This is a genomic window from Verrucosispora sp. WMMA2044 (assembly GCF_027497155.1).
Lineage (GTDB): Bacteria > Actinomycetota > Actinomycetes > Mycobacteriales > Micromonosporaceae > Micromonospora > Micromonospora palythoicola.
On record NZ_CP114913.1, the window covers coordinates 2,876,564 to 2,890,631 of the forward strand.

A 14,068-nucleotide genomic window follows, 5' to 3' on the forward strand; every position below is an offset into this window, starting at 1 on the left:
TAGCCACGCCCGTCCTTATCCGTCGTCAACGCAGGTGAGCGCTCATGCCCAAGCGGGTAACCACCGAACCCGGACAGGACCGGGGTCCGGCGATCCTCGCCCCGGCCCGTTTCGGCGGCTATCCCGGACCGCTGCGCAGGCCGCTCCCGGGTGGGAAACTGGTCAGGTTCCTGGCCACCACCGACCACAAGCAGATCGGCCTGCTGTACCTGCTGACCTCGTTCGGCTTCTTCGTGCTGGCCGGGATCGAGGCCATGGTGATCCGGGCCGAGTTGGCCCGGCCGGGTCTGCAGTTTCTCGCCCCGGAGCAGTACAACCAGCTGTTCACCTCGCACGGGGCGGTGATGCTGCTGCTGTTCGCCACCCCGGCGGCGTTCGGCTTCGCCAACTACATCGTGCCGATCCAGATCGGCGCCCCGGACGTGTCGTTCCCCCGGCTCAACGCGCTGGCCTACTGGCTCTACCTGTTCGGCGGGCTGATGGTGGTCGGCGGTTTCCTCACCCCCGGCGGCTCGGCGGACTTCGGCTGGACCGCGTACACGCCGCTGAGCACCGTCGAGCACTCCCCCGGGGTCGGCGCGAACATGTGGGTGATCGGCCTGGTGGTGTCCGGTCTGGGCACCATCCTCGGCGCGGTCAACCTGATCACGACGATCCTGACCCTGCGCGCGCCGGGCATGACCATGTTCCGGATGCCGGTCTTCACCTGGAACATGCTGTTCACCAGCGTGCTGGTGATCCTGGTCTTCCCGCTGCTGGCCGCCGCGCTGCTGGCGCTGAGCGCCGACCGACTGCTCGACGCGCAGGTCTACAACCCTGACACCGGTGGGCCGATGCTGTGGCAGCATCTGTTCTGGTTCTTCGGCCACCCCGAGGTCTACATCATCGCGCTGCCGTTCTTCGGGATCATCACCGAGATCATCCCGGTGTTCTCCCGCAAGCCGATCTTCGGTTACACCGGGCTGGTGCTGGCCACCATCGCCATCACGGTGCTGTCCATGGCGGTGTGGGCGCACCACATGTTCGCCACCGGTCAGGTGCTGCTGCCGTTCTTCAGCATCCTGAGTTACCTGATCGCGGTGCCGACCGGGGTGAAGTTCTTCAACTGGATCGGCACCATGTGGAAGGGTCAGCTGACCTTCGAGACGCCGATGCTGTTCGCCATCGGCTTCCTGGTCACCTTCCTGCTCGGCGGGCTCACCGGCGTACTGCTGGCCAGCCCGCCGGTGGACTTCCACGTCACGGACACGTACTTCGTCGTCGCCCACTTCCACTACGTGGTCTTCGGCACCGTGGTCTTCGCGCTCTTCGGCGGCTTCTACTTCTGGTGGCCGAAAATGACCGGTCGCCTGCTCGACGAGCGGCTCGGCAAGCTGCACTTCTGGACCATGTTCATCGGTTTCCACGGCACCTTCCTGGTGCACCACTGGCTCGGCAACGAGGGCATGCCCCGCAGGTACGCCGACTATCTGCCCAGCGACGGGTTCACCACGCTGAACACGATCTCCAGCATCTTCGCCTTCGTGCTGGGCGCGTCCACCCTGTTCTTCATGTGGAACGCCTGGAAGTCCTGGCGCTACGGCGCCGAGGTGACCGTGGACGACCCCTGGGGCTTCGGCAACTCCCTGGAGTGGGCCACCACCTGCCCGCCGCCGCTGCGCAACTTCGACCGGATGCCCCGGATCCGCTCCGAGCGTCCCGCGTTCGACGCCAAGTACGGCGAACTCGTCTCCGACCTGGGCCGCGACCTTCCACAACGGACCACGAAACCCCCGCAGGACTTCCGCGAGGAACTGCACATGGAGAAGCACGTGTCCGAGTCGCCGGCCGCCGAGGGCGCGCACGGCGCACGCGAGGCGGAGGCGTACCAGCCCGCGCCGCAGTCCGGTGCCCGGCCGGTCGACGTGCCGGAGCCGGAGCAGGTACGCCGGCCGAGTTTCGAGGAGACCGACGAGCCGGAGGAGAACCCGCTGGGCGCGCAGCGCGACCCGCAACCCAACGACCGGTGGCGGCATCCGCGTGGGCCCGGTGACACCCCGGAGAACTGACCGGTCGGCTGGTACCACTCGGGGCGGCACCTACCGGTGCCGCCCCGACGACGTTCCTCCGACCGGTCAGCGGCCGCGTACCGGAGCCACGGCGCGCGTCTGGTTGGCCGCCTCGGACTCGCCCGGACCGTTCTGCCACGGCGGCGGCGCGTCGGCAAGCATCGCCTGGCGCAGCCAGGTCAGCGCCCTCGACAACAGCCGGGAGACGTGCATCTGGGAGATGCCGAAGCGGGCGGCGATCTCGGCCTGGGTCTGATTGCCGTAGAACCGCATGGCCAGGATCCGCCGCTCCCGCCAGGGCAGCCGGTGCAACAGGCCGCTGACGGTCACCCGGTCGTCCACCGACTCCAACGCGATGTCCGACTCGCCGACCAGGTCGCCGAACTCCGCGGAGCTCTCCCCGCCGACCGGCGCGTTGAGCGACGCCGGGCTGTAGCCGGCCGCCGACTCCAGCGCGGCGAGGATCTCCTCCTCCGGCGTCTCCAGGCGTTTGGACAGTTCGGCCACCGTGGGTGCCCGGGACAGCTCACTGGTCAGCGCCGCCGTCGCCTGTCCGACCTCCAGGATCAGGTCGCGCAGCCGGCGCGGCACGTGCACGCCCCAGGTGCGGTCCCGGAAATGCCGCTTGATCTCACCCACGATGGTGATCGCCGCGTACGCGGTGAAGGAACCACGTTCCGGGTCGTACCGGTCGACGGCGTTGACCAGCCCCAGGCGGGCCACCTGTTCCAGATCCTCCAACGGCTCCCCACGCCCCCGGTAGCGGCGGGCCAACCGACCCGCGAACGGCAACGCGAAGCGGACCAGGTCGTCGCGGGCCTCCTGGCGACGCTCCGGCGGTAGCCCCTCGATCCGTGCCGCGTACGCCAACGCCGCGGCGTCGAGGTCCTCAAGCCCCCGATCGGTGGTTGGTGGTGTGGTTGTGGTGGTCTGTCCGAACATCCGCGCCTCCCTCGGGAAGGACCCCGCCCGGATTCGCCGACACCGGGCACGCGCGTAGGCACGCACGGGCCTGTGACTGGGTTACGTGACTGGGATGCCAGCGGGCGACGGCGCCGCGCCACGCGAGGTGATCAGCCTGTCGCAGCCGGCGGTGTTCCCGCTCCGTAGGTACTCAATCACGGGATCGCGGGTTCGCGAGGATGTTTCGTCAGCCCGGTCTCAACAGATCAGCAGGCCGTGGTGGCTGCCGCCGTCGCGCAGCGCGGCCAGGGCCTCGCCGGTGGCCAGCGGCGCCGGACTGGGCAGATCGTACGGCTGGGCGCGGAGCACCTCGGTGGCTCTGCGGGTGGGCACCGAGGTGACCGGGTAGCCGCGCGCCGCGGTGCGGTCGAGGGCGCGCCGCCGCCGACCGAAGCCGGCGACCGCCAGCCACTGCGGCAGGCCGGCCAGCGCCGGTGAGCGTACGCCGGGCGGCTCCGGCAGCACGTCGACCGAGGTGAACGACTCGCTGCCGGCCAACCACCACTCCACCTGCTCGACGCTGCGCCGGGTGGCGTTCTCGCACCAGTACGGCACCAGCCCGGCCCGGAGCACCTGCCAGGGGTCGAGCAGCCGCCCGCACTCCACCACCAGGCGGTCACCGGTCTTGCCGGCGGCCCGCAGCCAGCGCCGGTACAGGTCGGCCGTGGCGGCGCTGAGCGCGGCGGGCGTGGGCACCAGGATCTGGTGCAGCGGATGACCGTGCCGGGAGGTCCAGTCCCGTACGCCCCGGTCGAAACCGGACTCCACGCCGTGCTCGGCGGCGGCCGGCGGGGCGGAGATCTCCGGAGGTTCCCAGCGTTCGCTGTCACCGCCGGCCGAGCGCAGCACCTGCCGCAGCGCGTGGCTGTCGGGATGGAAATCCACCGGGTTCAGGCCGCTGGCCGGGCAGCCGAGCTGGAAGCTGTGTCCGTCGGCGGCGTCGACCACCGGCCAGGTTCGGGTGTCGCGCAGCATCAGCACGGGGGCGCCGGGGGCCAGCCGGTCGGCCAGGAAGCTGCGGTACGCCGCCGGCAGCGCCCGCCAGCGGCCGGTCAACGCCACGGTCGCCCCGGCCAGCGCACCCCGGCTGGCCGGGCAGTGCACCTGCCGCACGTGCAGGTCAGGGTTGCCGGCGAGCACCCGGCCGGCGAGCGCCGCCCCGTGGTCCAGGGCGGCACGCGGCCGGTCCACCGCGCCCTGCGGCCAGTGCGCGATCATCTCGAAGCCGGCGGGCAGCCAGGGCATGCCCAGCGCCGCCGCAAGATGCGCGACACCGCCGTGCGGCGAGCCCAGCAGCGCCCCCGGATACCGGCGTCGCGGGTACTGGTCGACGAACCATCGGGCGATCCGCCCCGCGTCGACCTCGGCGGCCTGCCCGGCGGTGAGGGCGGTCCGGCCGGCGGAACGGATCGCCGCCGCCCGCCGCACCGGGTCGGGTGTGCCGGCGAACCGGGACACCGGTCCGGCGTGTCCGAGGTCGGCGCAGTCGCTGCCGCTCAGGGCGCGGGCGATGGCCGCGACCAGGATCCGGGCGGTGCTGCCGGCCGCGACGACGCGGTCACCGGCCATGCCGGCACCGGCCGCCGTCAGTCCCGGGCGCACCTTGCGCACCGGACCCACCTTCCCTCGATCGCTCACCACGCGGCCCGGCTTCCCGCCACGATGCGGCTTAAACAGGGCATCTCCCCACCGGACGGCATCAATCAGCGGATCTTGCCTCTTCCCGCCGAGAGCGACCAGCCCGCCATCGCCGGTGCACCGTCGCCGTCCAGCACCATCGGGGATGGTGCTGTGTCGCCGTCGCCTGGGGCAGCAGAATCCCCGATGTTGTCGAGTCCCTGCCGGTTCCACGAGCTGCTGGTCAGGGCGGTCGTCACGATCTCCAGCACGCACGGGCGGTCGGCGTTCAGCGCCTCGTCCCAGGCCGCGCCGACCAGCTCCGGCCGGTCGACGCGCACCCCGTGCAGGCCGAGCAACCGGGCCCAGCCGGCGTACGGAACGTCGTCGGTGACCGGCCGGGCCGGGTCCAGGCACCGGGGGTGACCGGACCGGGTGTTGTGCACCAGCACCACCAGACGCGGGTCGGGCCACGCCGGTCGCCGCCGCGCGATGGTGACCAGCTCGGACAGCCCGTGCGAGCGCATCCCGTCGTCGGTGACCAGAGCGATCACCGGCCGGTCGGGCGCGGCCACTTTCGCCGCGAGGGCGTACGGCAGCGCGCCCCCGGGCAGCCCGGCCGGGCCGATGACGACCTCGGTCGGCGAACCCGCCGGGTTGGCGAACCCGAGCGTCGGCCCGGTGCCGTCGACGGTCACCACGCTGTTCGGGGGCAGCCGACCGGACAGTTCGTCGAGCACCAGCCGGACGTCGATGCCGGGGCCCGGCGCCGCGACCCGCATCGCACCGTGCGGCGTCGAGTGCGGCACGACCAGGCCCACCGGACCGCGGGCGCGCGTCGCGGCGCGCAGCGCCTCGTCCACCAGCTCCGGCGCCCGCGCCGGCTCGGCGACGTACCAGAGGCGGTGACACACCTCGGCGAGCTGTCGGTGGACGACCCGGGCGGCCTCGGACGCGGCGAAAACGGTCTCGGCGCGGACGGAGTCGGCGCGGACGGAGTCGGCGCGGACCGGCTCGGCGCGGACCGGCTCGGCGCGGACCGGCTCGGCGCGGACGGCATCGGCGCGGACGGCATCGGCGCGGACCGGCTCGGCGACGACGGCGAGCACCGGCAGGCCGGCGCCCCGGGCGGCGTCGAGGCCCGCGAGCAGGCCCGCGGCGGCCACCCCGCCGGCCGCGAGGCAGACGCCCGGACCGCCCGTGAAGCGGGCGTGCCCGGCTGCCATGACCGCGGCGCACTCCGCGTTGCGGACGGGTACGAACTCCGGGTCGTCCCCGGTGGCGTCGAGCGCCTCGACAAGTGCCGCGACCGCCTCCTGCGGGTGGCCGAAGACTCGCGGAATCCGCCAGGCCAGCAGCCGGTCGACCACCGCGTCAGCGACGCCCGGGTCAGGCACCGCCCCGTCCCGGGGTGACCGGGTCGACGTAGCGCAGCACCGCGCCGACCCCGTCCACCAGCTCCGGCGCCTCGTCGGGGCCGAGCACGGTCAGTTCGGCGTCGGTGCCCACCAGGGCACGCACCAGCGCCGCGTCGGCCCGGACCCGCTCCGGTTCGGCGACCGCGGTCAGCTGACCCGGCTCGGTGGCGATGTCGGTGGCCGCCGGGCCGATCCAGAGCTGGCCGTCGGCCGAGGGGTCGTCGACGATCAGCATCGTGTCGACCTGGTTGCGCTGCAACGCGGCCACCACGGCGTCGAGCCCGGCGCCGACGTCCTCCTGCGTGCCGAAGCGGTCCAGGGCCGCGTGCACCCGCTGGTCGGCCACCTCGGCGATGGTCTGCACGGTCAGGTCGTCGAGCAGGGTCTGGTCGGCACCGCCGGCCCGGGAACCGGCGTCGGTGCGTACCACCAGGTCCTGCCAGCGGTCCGGCATCTGGGCGGCGATCATCCCGGTGGCACGGACGTCGCCGGCCACCACCACCACCTCGGCACCGACCCGCTCGGCCAGTTCGACGGTCGCGGCGGTGACGTCACCGGCGTTGTGATGCCATGCCTCCATCGCGGCCCGCTGGTAGCGCGACTGGGACCAGCCGCCGGGCTTGACCCGACGCAGCTGGTAGCTCTCCCGGCCGGTCACGTGTGCCCGGCGCGGCACTCCGCCGGCGCTCACCGACATCGCGTCGGCACCGGTGCGGTCGGCGAGCACCCGCACCCACGCCACCTGCTCACCGCGCTGAGCCAGCAGCGGCATCACGTGCGGCAGCGGGGCGTACGCGGCCAGATCCCGCCGCGGCGGGGCGGACAGGTACTCGGAGAGCACCACCTGTCCCTGGGTACCGAACACGGCCAACCCGTAGTCGCCGGGCATCGGATCGTGTCCCCGGATCACCCGGTCGATCGCGGCGATCGTCGGCTCGTCCGCCCCCTGTTCGGCCAGTTGCCGTTGCAGACCACGCCAACGCAGATCGAGTGCCGCGTGCGCGTCCTCGGTGTCCAGGGAGGCGTCCAGGTAGACCGAGCACCACGGGCCCGGACGCTGGTACAGCGGGCGCAGGAAGGACAGCTGCATGCTCGACCCCTTTCCAGCTCGACCCACCGCTTACCCGCGTCGCCGCGCTTGTCACCTGCCGGCAACCGCGTGACCGGTTTTCATTCACGTCATTCAACCCCGAGGATCGATACGATCTGTAGGCGTAGCCGGACTCTGGGTGGTGGAATGGACGCGACATCGTACTCCCGGCGCAGTCTGCACCCCACCGGGCGGATCCTCACCGCGCAGATCGTGCGCCTGATGGACGGCTATCCCCGGGAGGTGCGGGTGGGGCAGCCGGTGCTGGTGGTGGTGCTCGCCGCGGCCGGCGTGGCGGGTCTGCTGGCCAGGCTGGTGCGAGCCCTGCTCTCGGCCGGTTCCGGCACGGGCCGGCGCAGTTTCAAGGAGCTGAAGAAGGGCCCTGAGTACCTGGTCACTCCGGTCCGCCTCCGCGACGGTGACGGGCGGCTCTACGAGGTGGAGTTGCACGGACATCTGCCGCAGAGTGCGCTGCATCCGGCCGACCACGTGCAGCTGACCCTGCGCGACCAGGGCGATCCCGACCTGGCACCGAAGATCGAACGGATCGTCAACCTCACCACGGGGCAGTTGCTCCGGCCGCGCACGGCCACCATGTGGTCGCACCTGGGCCCCCCGCTGCTGCTTCAGGCGATGCTGGGGGTGCTGGTCCTCGCCACGGTGGCCGCCTGCACGGCGGTGAGGTGAGGCGGCCGTCCGGCTGACGCCGCCGACGCACGTCGACCGGCTGCCCTGGCCGCCCGGCGTCAGCCGACCGGAGCCGGCTCCCGGGCCGGCGCGACGGGGCCGAGCATCCCCCGCCGCCGCGCCCAACGCTCGAAGACGACGGTGGCGAACGGCGGCACCGCGCAGGCCAGCGCCACGAACGTGACCAGCAGGCTCCACCGGCGCACCCGGGCCACCGCCAGCACCAGCACTCCGTACGCGACGAAGAGCGCGCCGTGGATCGGGCCGAAGACCTGCACCCCCAGCTCGTTGCCGGGCGGGCCGTACTTGACCACCATCCCGGCCAGCAGACCGGCCCAGGAGATCGCCTCGGCGATCGCCGCCACCACGAACAGTCGGGTCACCTTGTCACGCACGCCCGCCATGGTACGGACCTTCTCGACCGGTCCCGGCTTCCGTAGGTGGCATGGACGTGCGACGTTTGGGGTACCAGCGGTGACAAGGTGGTGACCTATGGGCGAGGAAGTCGGCGTACAGACCTTCAGCCGCCAGGATCGGGCTCGCTACCGGGACAAGGTGCGCCGCTGTCTCGACGTCTTCGCCGAGATGCTGCGCGAGTCCCGGTTCGACGTCGAGCGGCCGATGACCGGGTTGGAGATCGAGCTGAACCTGGTCGACGCCGACTCGATGCCGGCGATGCGCAACGCCGACGTGTTGCGGGCGGTGGCCGACCCGAGCTTCCAGACCGAGCTCGGCCAGTTCAACGTCGAGATCAACGTCGCACCACGGCGGCTGGCCGGCACCGGCACCGCCGAGTTCGAGGAACACGTACGCGCCGCCCTGAACGCGGCCGACCAGCGGGCCCGCACGGTCGACGCCCAACTGGTGATGATCGGCATCCTGCCGACCGTACTGCCGGAGCACCTGACCGCCGCCACCCTGTCGGCCAATCCCCGTTACGCGCTGCTCAACGAGCAGATCTTCGCGGCCCGGGGAGAGGATCTGCGGATCGCCATCAACGGGGTGGAACGGCTGGCGGTCACCGCCGACACGATCACGCCCGAGGCGGCGTGCACCAGCACCCAGTTCCACCTCCAGGTCGGCCCCGCCCAGTTCGCCGACTACTGGAACGCCGCCCAGGCCATCGCCGGGATCCAGGTGGCGCTCGGCGCGAACTCACCGCTGTTCTTCGGCCGCGAACTGTGGCGGGAGACCCGCATCCCCCTGTTCCAGCAGGCCACCGACACCCGCCCCGAGGAGATCAAGACCCAGGGCGTACGCCCCCGCGTCTGGTTCGGTGAACGCTGGATCACCTCCGTGTTCGACCTGTTCGAGGAGAACGTGCGCTTCTTCCCGGCGCTGCTGCCGGTCTGCGAACCGGAGGACCCGTCGGAGACGCTCGCCGCCGGAGGGGTACCGACCCTGGCCGAGTTGCGGCTGCACAACGGCACCATCTACCGGTGGAACCGGCCGGTCTACGACGTGCTGCGGGGTCGCCCGCACCTGCGGGTGGAGAACCGGGTCCTGCCGGCCGGACCGACCGTGCTGGACACCATCGCCAACGGGGCGTTCTACTTCGGACTCGTCCGCGCGCTCGCCGAGGCCGACCGGCCGCTGTGGTCCCAGATGTCGTTCAGCGCCGCCGAGGAGAACTTCAACACCTGCGCCCGGCACGGCATCGACGCCCACGTCTTCTGGCCCGGCCTGGGCTACCTGCCGGTCGCCGAGCTGGTGCTGCGCCGCCTGCTGCCGCTGGCCCACCACGGTCTGGACCGCTGGGGTGTCGAGCCGGACGAGCGGGACCGGCTGCTCGGCATCATCGAGCAACGCTGTCTGACCGGCCGCAACGGCGCCACCTGGCAGGTGGCCACACTGCACCGGCTGGAGTCGACCGATCAGCTGGACCGCCCGGACGCCCTGCGCCAGGTGGTCCGGCACTACGTGGAGCTGATGCACAGCAACCGCCCGGTCCACGAGTGGCCGATCCCCTGACCACCTCCCGACACAACGCGTGACGACTCCGTCACGGCGGCTACCGTGAGTGGGTTTCGTCCGCCGGGTGGAGAGGATCCCGCCGATGCCGCGGTCACCACGTCACGCCGTCCCACTCACCGTCGCCCTGCTCGTCGTCAGCCTGCCGCTGCCCGCCACGGCGAGTCCCGGGCTCGCCCGGTCCGCCGCCGCCCCGCGCGCCACCGTCGCCGCGCCGTCCACGCCCACGTTCGCCACCGCGTCCCACCGGCATGAAGCCGGTCGGACCACCGTCGACACCACTGCGGGCGAGGTGCGGACCACGTTGCGCGACCGGGCAACCGGCGCTGCCGTACGAGGGTGCCTGTCGCTGGTCCCCGTCGATCGCGACCGGCTCACCGTCGTGTTTCAGGGCGAGGTGCAGGAGGGCCGGCACGGCGGCTGCACCAGCGTCGACGGTGGCGACGTGCTCGCCAGCAACGTGCCACCCGGCCGCTACCACCTGCTGGCCCGTCCCTATGACACCGATCAGCACGGTCTGCAGTGGGTTGGTCGGCACGGCGGCACCGGCCAGCGGGAGCACGGCGTGACCATCAAGGTGCGTCCGGGCCGGACGGTCACCGCCCCGACGGTCCATTTCGATCCGCCGGGCGCCGTCACCGGTCGGGTCACCCGCGCGGCGGACGGCACTCCGGTCTCCGCCGGACACGTCATGTCCCTGCCGGTGGTTCCGGATCCCAAGAACAGCGACTACGGCGCCATCACCGATGACGACGGCCGGTACACGCTCACCGGTCTCGGACCGTACCGCTGGCCGTTGTACTACACCGGGTACCTACTGGCCAGTCAGTGGTCCGGCGGGGTGGCCGACCGCAGGAAGGCCGACACCGTACGGGTCCGGTCCGGCACGACAGTCACCAGCAACCAGGAACTCGTCGCGGGCACCGTGGTCAGCGGCACCATCGCCGTCGACGAGATGCCGAACTACTCCCAGGTGATCGCCTTCCACGCGCGTACCGGCGACGTGACGGGGGTGGTCGACGTCGGTGCCGACTACACGCTGCGGCTGCTGCCGGGGCAGCGGGTGCTGCTGCGGTGCGACTGCGCCCACGTGCCCAGCCGCTGGTACCCCAACGCGGAGCAGGTGTCCGAGGCGCAGCCAGTGCGGATCGGTCACACCCCGGTCACCGCCAACTTCGACCTGACCGGGCCCGCCACGGACCCGGCCCCCTGACGGTCGCCCGGTTCCGGCCAGCGAGCCCCCCGTCGGCACGGCCGGAACCGGGCACACCCGGACCCGAGCCAGCGGCCGCAACCGGCCACCAGGACGACCGTCATGGTCACCTGGTGGCCGGTCCCCGCCCAGGGGGCGACTCAGCTCAGCGCGTCGAGGGTCAGTTCGGCGGCCCGGGCGAGCAGGGCGTCGTCGCGCTCGGCGTCGGGCTCGGCCCGATCGGAGAGCACGGCCAGCACGATCGGTGCCCGCTCCGGCGGCCAGATGACCGCGATGTCGTTGCGGGTGCCGTGGTCGGCCGAGCCGGTCTTGTCACCCACCGCCCAGCCCTCGGGCACGCCGGCCCGGATGGTCTTGTCACCGGTGGTGTTGCCCTTGAGCCAGTCCACGAGCACGGCCCGGTCGGCCGGGGAGAGAGCCTCGTCGACCGCGTACGCCCGCAGCGTGGTGGCCAGGGCCCGGGGCGTACTGGTGTCGCGACGCTCGCCCGGGACGTACGCGTTGAGCTCGGTCTCCCAGCGCACCGGCTCGGTCACCTCGTCGCCGACCTCGCGCAGCGCCTGCCTGAAGCCGGAGGGGCCGCCGAGCTGCTTGAGCAGCAGGTTCCCGGCGGTGTTGTCGCTGTAGCGCACCGCCGCGTCGGCGATCGCCCGCAGCGACAGGCCGGTGTCGACGTGCCGCTCGGTGATCGGCGAATAGGTGACCAGGTCGTCACGGGAGTAGCTGACCGCCCGGTCCAGCTCCTCGTCCGAGGTCGCGGCGAGCACCGCGCCGGCGGCGAGGGCCTTGAAGGTCGAGGCGTACGCGAAGCGCTCCTCCGCCCGGTGCGCCACCGTGCTGCCGCTGCCGGTGTCGATCGCGTACACCCCGAGCCGGGCGTCGAACTCGCGCTCGAGCGGGGCGAAGTCGACGGTGACCGGCGCGGCGGACGCCGTCGTGGTCGACGCCGCCGGCGTCGGTGTCGGCGCGGACGGGGTGCCGGCGGAGCAGCCGGCGAGCAGGCCGAGTGTCAGGGCGAGCGCGACGGCACGGGTACGGCGGTCGGTACTGGTCACGGCTGGTTCCTTCCCTCGATCAACCGGTCAACCGGACGTCGTCCGGGCGGCCGGCACCCAGGTTCGCAGCGCCGCCCTCATGCTGTCGAAGACACCAGGGACGGCACCGATGCCGAATCGGCATAGAATGCCGGGGTGGATCTGGTGGCGGCCTGCCGGGCGTTCGTGTCGGTCGGCACCCACGGCAGCTTCACCATCGGCGCCTCGGTGGCCCGCATCCCGCAGTCGGTGGCGAGCCGACGGGTGGCCGCGCTGGAGCGTCACCTCGGCGGGCGCCTGTTCGACCGCACCTCGCGCAGCGTCACGCTCACTCCGTTCGGGCGGGACATGCTCGCCTCGGCCCGGCGGATCGTGGACCTGGCGGAGGCCATGGAACACGACGCCGAGCGGGCCCGGCTGCGCCCGTTCCGGCTGGCCGTGCCGGCGATCTGCGCGCCCCGGTCGCTGGCTCGGCTGGTCGTCGAGGCTCGCCGGCACGACCTGCACCTGGAGCTGCACCGGGGCGAGCCGGCGGAGCGGGCCCGGCTGCGACAGCGCCACGAGGTGCGGGCCGCGCTGGTCTGCGTACCGGCGGACGAGGCCGCGTGGCGGGTGCCGCTGGGTCTCGCGGGCGGCACCGACCCGGGTGTGGAGCTGGTCCGGCTGGAGACGTTGCGTCCGTCACGGGCGGACCGCCGGGGGCGTCGGCGTCGGGTCTGGATCGCGCCGGAGGACGACGTGCCGCACGTGCGCGACCCGCTGACCCGGCTACGCGACGCCGTCGGGTTGCAGCCGACCCAGGTGGCGGTCGCGGCGTCCGTGGTCGATGCCGCCGCCGAGGCGCTCGCCGGCAGCGACCTGGTGCTCTGCTCCCCCTTCGAGGCGGACGAACTCGGGCTGCACTGGCGGCCCCTCGGCGAGCCGCGGCCGGTCCGCGGCTACCAGGTGACGGCCGGTCTCCGGGAGGACGCCGAGCGGCTGCGTGGCGCGTTGGGTGCCGCCGTGGGCCGCTGTCTGGGCGTACCGGAGGCGGCATGACGGTCGGTCGACTGCTCCGCACCGCCCGGCAGACGCTGCGCGACGCCGGCCTGCGCGGCTGCCTGCTGGTCCGCGACCTCGACACCGGCGACGAGCTGGGCCTCGACGTCGACGTGGCGCTGCCCGTCGCGTCGCTGGTGAAGGTGCCGCTGGCGGTGGCCACGGTGGACCGGATCGAACGCGGTGAACTCGACGGTGCCACCGGAGTCACCGTGGCGCCCGGCCGGGTCCGCACCCCCGGACCGACCGGGTTGAGCCGGTTCCGGCACCCGGCCACCGTGGCGATCGACGACCTGCTCTACCTCAGCGTGGCGATCAGCGACGAGGGCGCCTCGGACGCGCTGTTCGCGCTCACCCCGCCCCCGATGGTCGCCGACACGCTGCGCCGGTTCGGCATCGATGGGATCAGCGTCCGGCACCGCACCCGCGACCTCACCGACACCCCGGCCGAGCGGCTCGCCCCGGAGGTGCACCTGGCGCACGCCCTCGCCGCGTCGGCGACCACCGCCGGTCAGGGCCATCCGATCGCCCAGTTGGACGTGGCCCGGGCCAACGCCGGCTCGGCCCGGGCCTTCGTCGACCTGCTGCACGCGCTGTGGCGCCCGTCGCGGATCCCGCCGGGGGTGGCGGCCCGGGTACGCGAGCTGATGGGTGACAACCTGCTGCGGCAGCGGCTCGCCCCGGACTTCAGCTCCGACGCCTCCCGCTGGTCGTCGAAGACCGGCACGCTGCTGAATCTGCGGCACGAGGTCGGCGTGGTGGAGCACGCCGACGGGCAGGCGTACGCGGTGGCCGCGCTGAGCGAGTCGGCGGTGCCGGCGGCCGTGCAGCCGCAGGCCGAGGCGGCGCTGGCGCAGGTGGCACGGGAGCTGCACGACGCCCTGCGCGCCGCCCGACGCTGACCCCGACGACGGGTCTCGACCACCCGGCCGCACGACCCGGCATGTAAAGATTTCTCGACATGGTGTCTAGAAAGCCTTACTCTCGTG

General features: G+C 72.7%; 12 protein-coding genes. 6 read left to right on the forward strand and 6 right to left on the reverse strand.

The window, feature by feature from the left end:
- The first annotated feature begins 44 nt into the window (after window positions 1–44).
- On the forward strand, window positions 45–2,048 hold the full coding sequence (gene ctaD, locus O3597_RS12995; RefSeq protein WP_164447256.1) for a cytochrome c oxidase subunit I: 2,004 nt from the start codon (window positions 45–47) through the stop codon (window positions 2,046–2,048).
- Between the two features lie 66 nt (window positions 2,049–2,114).
- Here the strand turns inward: ctaD and O3597_RS13000 are convergent, their stop codons facing one another.
- The 4 genes from O3597_RS13000 to O3597_RS13015 all read right to left on the reverse strand — a co-directional run bounded on the left by O3597_RS13000 (window position 2,115) and on the right by O3597_RS13015 (window position 7,136).
- Window positions 2,115–2,990 carry a SigB/SigF/SigG family RNA polymerase sigma factor gene (locus tag O3597_RS13000; RefSeq protein WP_164447257.1) on the reverse strand — a complete coding sequence of 292 codons (876 nt, stop codon included), beginning with the start codon at window positions 2,988–2,990 and terminating at the stop codon, window positions 2,115–2,117.
- 219 nt (window positions 2,991–3,209) lie between these two features.
- Window positions 3,210–4,580 carry a hypothetical protein gene (locus tag O3597_RS13005; protein WP_281604530.1) on the reverse strand — a complete coding sequence of 457 codons (1,371 nt, stop codon included), beginning with the start codon at window positions 4,578–4,580 and terminating at the stop codon, window positions 3,210–3,212.
- A gap of 134 nt (window positions 4,581–4,714) precedes the next feature.
- Window positions 4,715–6,025, reverse strand: coding sequence for a thiamine pyrophosphate-binding protein (locus O3597_RS13010; protein WP_281604299.1), 1,311 nt, complete (start codon window positions 6,023–6,025; stop codon window positions 4,715–4,717).
- Entirely contained in the window at window positions 6,018–7,136 is a 1,119-nt protein-coding gene (locus O3597_RS13015; RefSeq protein ID WP_164447258.1) for a Vms1/Ankzf1 family peptidyl-tRNA hydrolase, read from the reverse strand. Before O3597_RS13015 ends, O3597_RS13010 begins: the two co-directional genes overlap by 8 nt.
- Before the next feature lie 147 nt (window positions 7,137–7,283).
- Here O3597_RS13015 and O3597_RS13020 point away from each other — a divergent pair, with 147 nt between their 5' ends.
- The gene (locus O3597_RS13020; RefSeq protein WP_281604300.1) at window positions 7,284–7,823 is read left to right on the forward strand and encodes a hypothetical protein; all 540 of its coding nucleotides are present in this window, start codon (window positions 7,284–7,286) and stop codon (window positions 7,821–7,823) included.
- 59 nt (window positions 7,824–7,882) lie between these two features.
- Here O3597_RS13020 and O3597_RS13025 read toward each other — a convergent pair whose 3' ends face one another.
- On the reverse strand, window positions 7,883–8,227 hold the full coding sequence (locus O3597_RS13025; protein WP_281604301.1) for a DUF3817 domain-containing protein: 345 nt from the start codon (window positions 8,225–8,227) through the stop codon (window positions 7,883–7,885).
- 88 nt (window positions 8,228–8,315) lie between these two features.
- Between O3597_RS13025 and O3597_RS13030 the strand changes: the two genes are divergently transcribed.
- Complete coding sequence (locus O3597_RS13030; RefSeq protein WP_164447260.1) at window positions 8,316–9,794, forward strand: glutamate--cysteine ligase; 1,479 nt, start codon at window positions 8,316–8,318, stop codon at window positions 9,792–9,794.
- Window positions 9,795–9,879: 85 nt separating this feature from the next.
- Window positions 9,880–11,007 carry a carboxypeptidase-like regulatory domain-containing protein gene (locus O3597_RS13035; RefSeq protein WP_281604302.1) on the forward strand — a complete coding sequence of 376 codons (1,128 nt, stop codon included), beginning with the start codon at window positions 9,880–9,882 and terminating at the stop codon, window positions 11,005–11,007.
- A 140-nt stretch (window positions 11,008–11,147) separates the two neighbouring features.
- On the opposite strand, the gene bla is transcribed toward O3597_RS13035, so the two are convergent.
- Window positions 11,148–12,062 carry a class A beta-lactamase gene (gene bla, locus O3597_RS13040; protein WP_281604303.1) on the reverse strand — a complete coding sequence of 305 codons (915 nt, stop codon included), beginning with the start codon at window positions 12,060–12,062 and terminating at the stop codon, window positions 11,148–11,150.
- Between the two features lie 135 nt (window positions 12,063–12,197).
- Here bla and O3597_RS13045 point away from each other — a divergent pair, with 135 nt between their 5' ends.
- Together O3597_RS13045 and O3597_RS13050 are read left to right on the forward strand one after the other, a co-directional pair.
- Complete coding sequence (locus tag O3597_RS13045) at window positions 12,198–13,079, forward strand: LysR family transcriptional regulator (protein WP_281604304.1); 882 nt, start codon at window positions 12,198–12,200, stop codon at window positions 13,077–13,079.
- A complete protein-coding gene (locus O3597_RS13050) occupies window positions 13,076–13,981 on the forward strand; it encodes a serine hydrolase (RefSeq protein ID WP_164447263.1) in 906 nt (301 codons plus the stop codon). Before O3597_RS13045 ends, O3597_RS13050 begins: the two co-directional genes overlap by 4 nt.
- Window positions 13,982–14,068: the final 87 nt, after the last annotated feature.

Bases quoted from the DNA above. Each gene is read 5' to 3' on its own strand.
- O3597_RS13030 (WP_164447260.1), top strand. From the start codon at position 8,316: ATGGGCGAGGAAGTCGGCGTACAGACCTTCAGCCGCCAGGATCGGGCT.
- O3597_RS13025 (WP_281604301.1), bottom strand. From the start codon at position 8,227: ATGGCGGGCGTGCGTGACAAGGTGACCCGACTGTTCGTGGTGGCGGCG.
- O3597_RS13020 (WP_281604300.1), top strand. From the start codon at position 7,284: ATGGACGCGACATCGTACTCCCGGCGCAGTCTGCACCCCACCGGGCGG.
- O3597_RS13050 (WP_164447263.1), top strand. From the start codon at position 13,076: ATGACGGTCGGTCGACTGCTCCGCACCGCCCGGCAGACGCTGCGCGAC.
- O3597_RS13000 (WP_164447257.1), bottom strand. From the start codon at position 2,990: ATGTTCGGACAGACCACCACAACCACACCACCAACCACCGATCGGGGG.
- O3597_RS13035 (WP_281604302.1), top strand. From the start codon at position 9,880: ATGCCGCGGTCACCACGTCACGCCGTCCCACTCACCGTCGCCCTGCTC.
- ctaD (WP_164447256.1), top strand. From the start codon at position 45: ATGCCCAAGCGGGTAACCACCGAACCCGGACAGGACCGGGGTCCGGCG.
- O3597_RS13005 (WP_281604530.1), bottom strand. From the start codon at position 4,580: ATGGCCGGTGACCGCGTCGTCGCGGCCGGCAGCACCGCCCGGATCCTG.
- O3597_RS13015 (WP_164447258.1), bottom strand. From the start codon at position 7,136: ATGCAGCTGTCCTTCCTGCGCCCGCTGTACCAGCGTCCGGGCCCGTGG.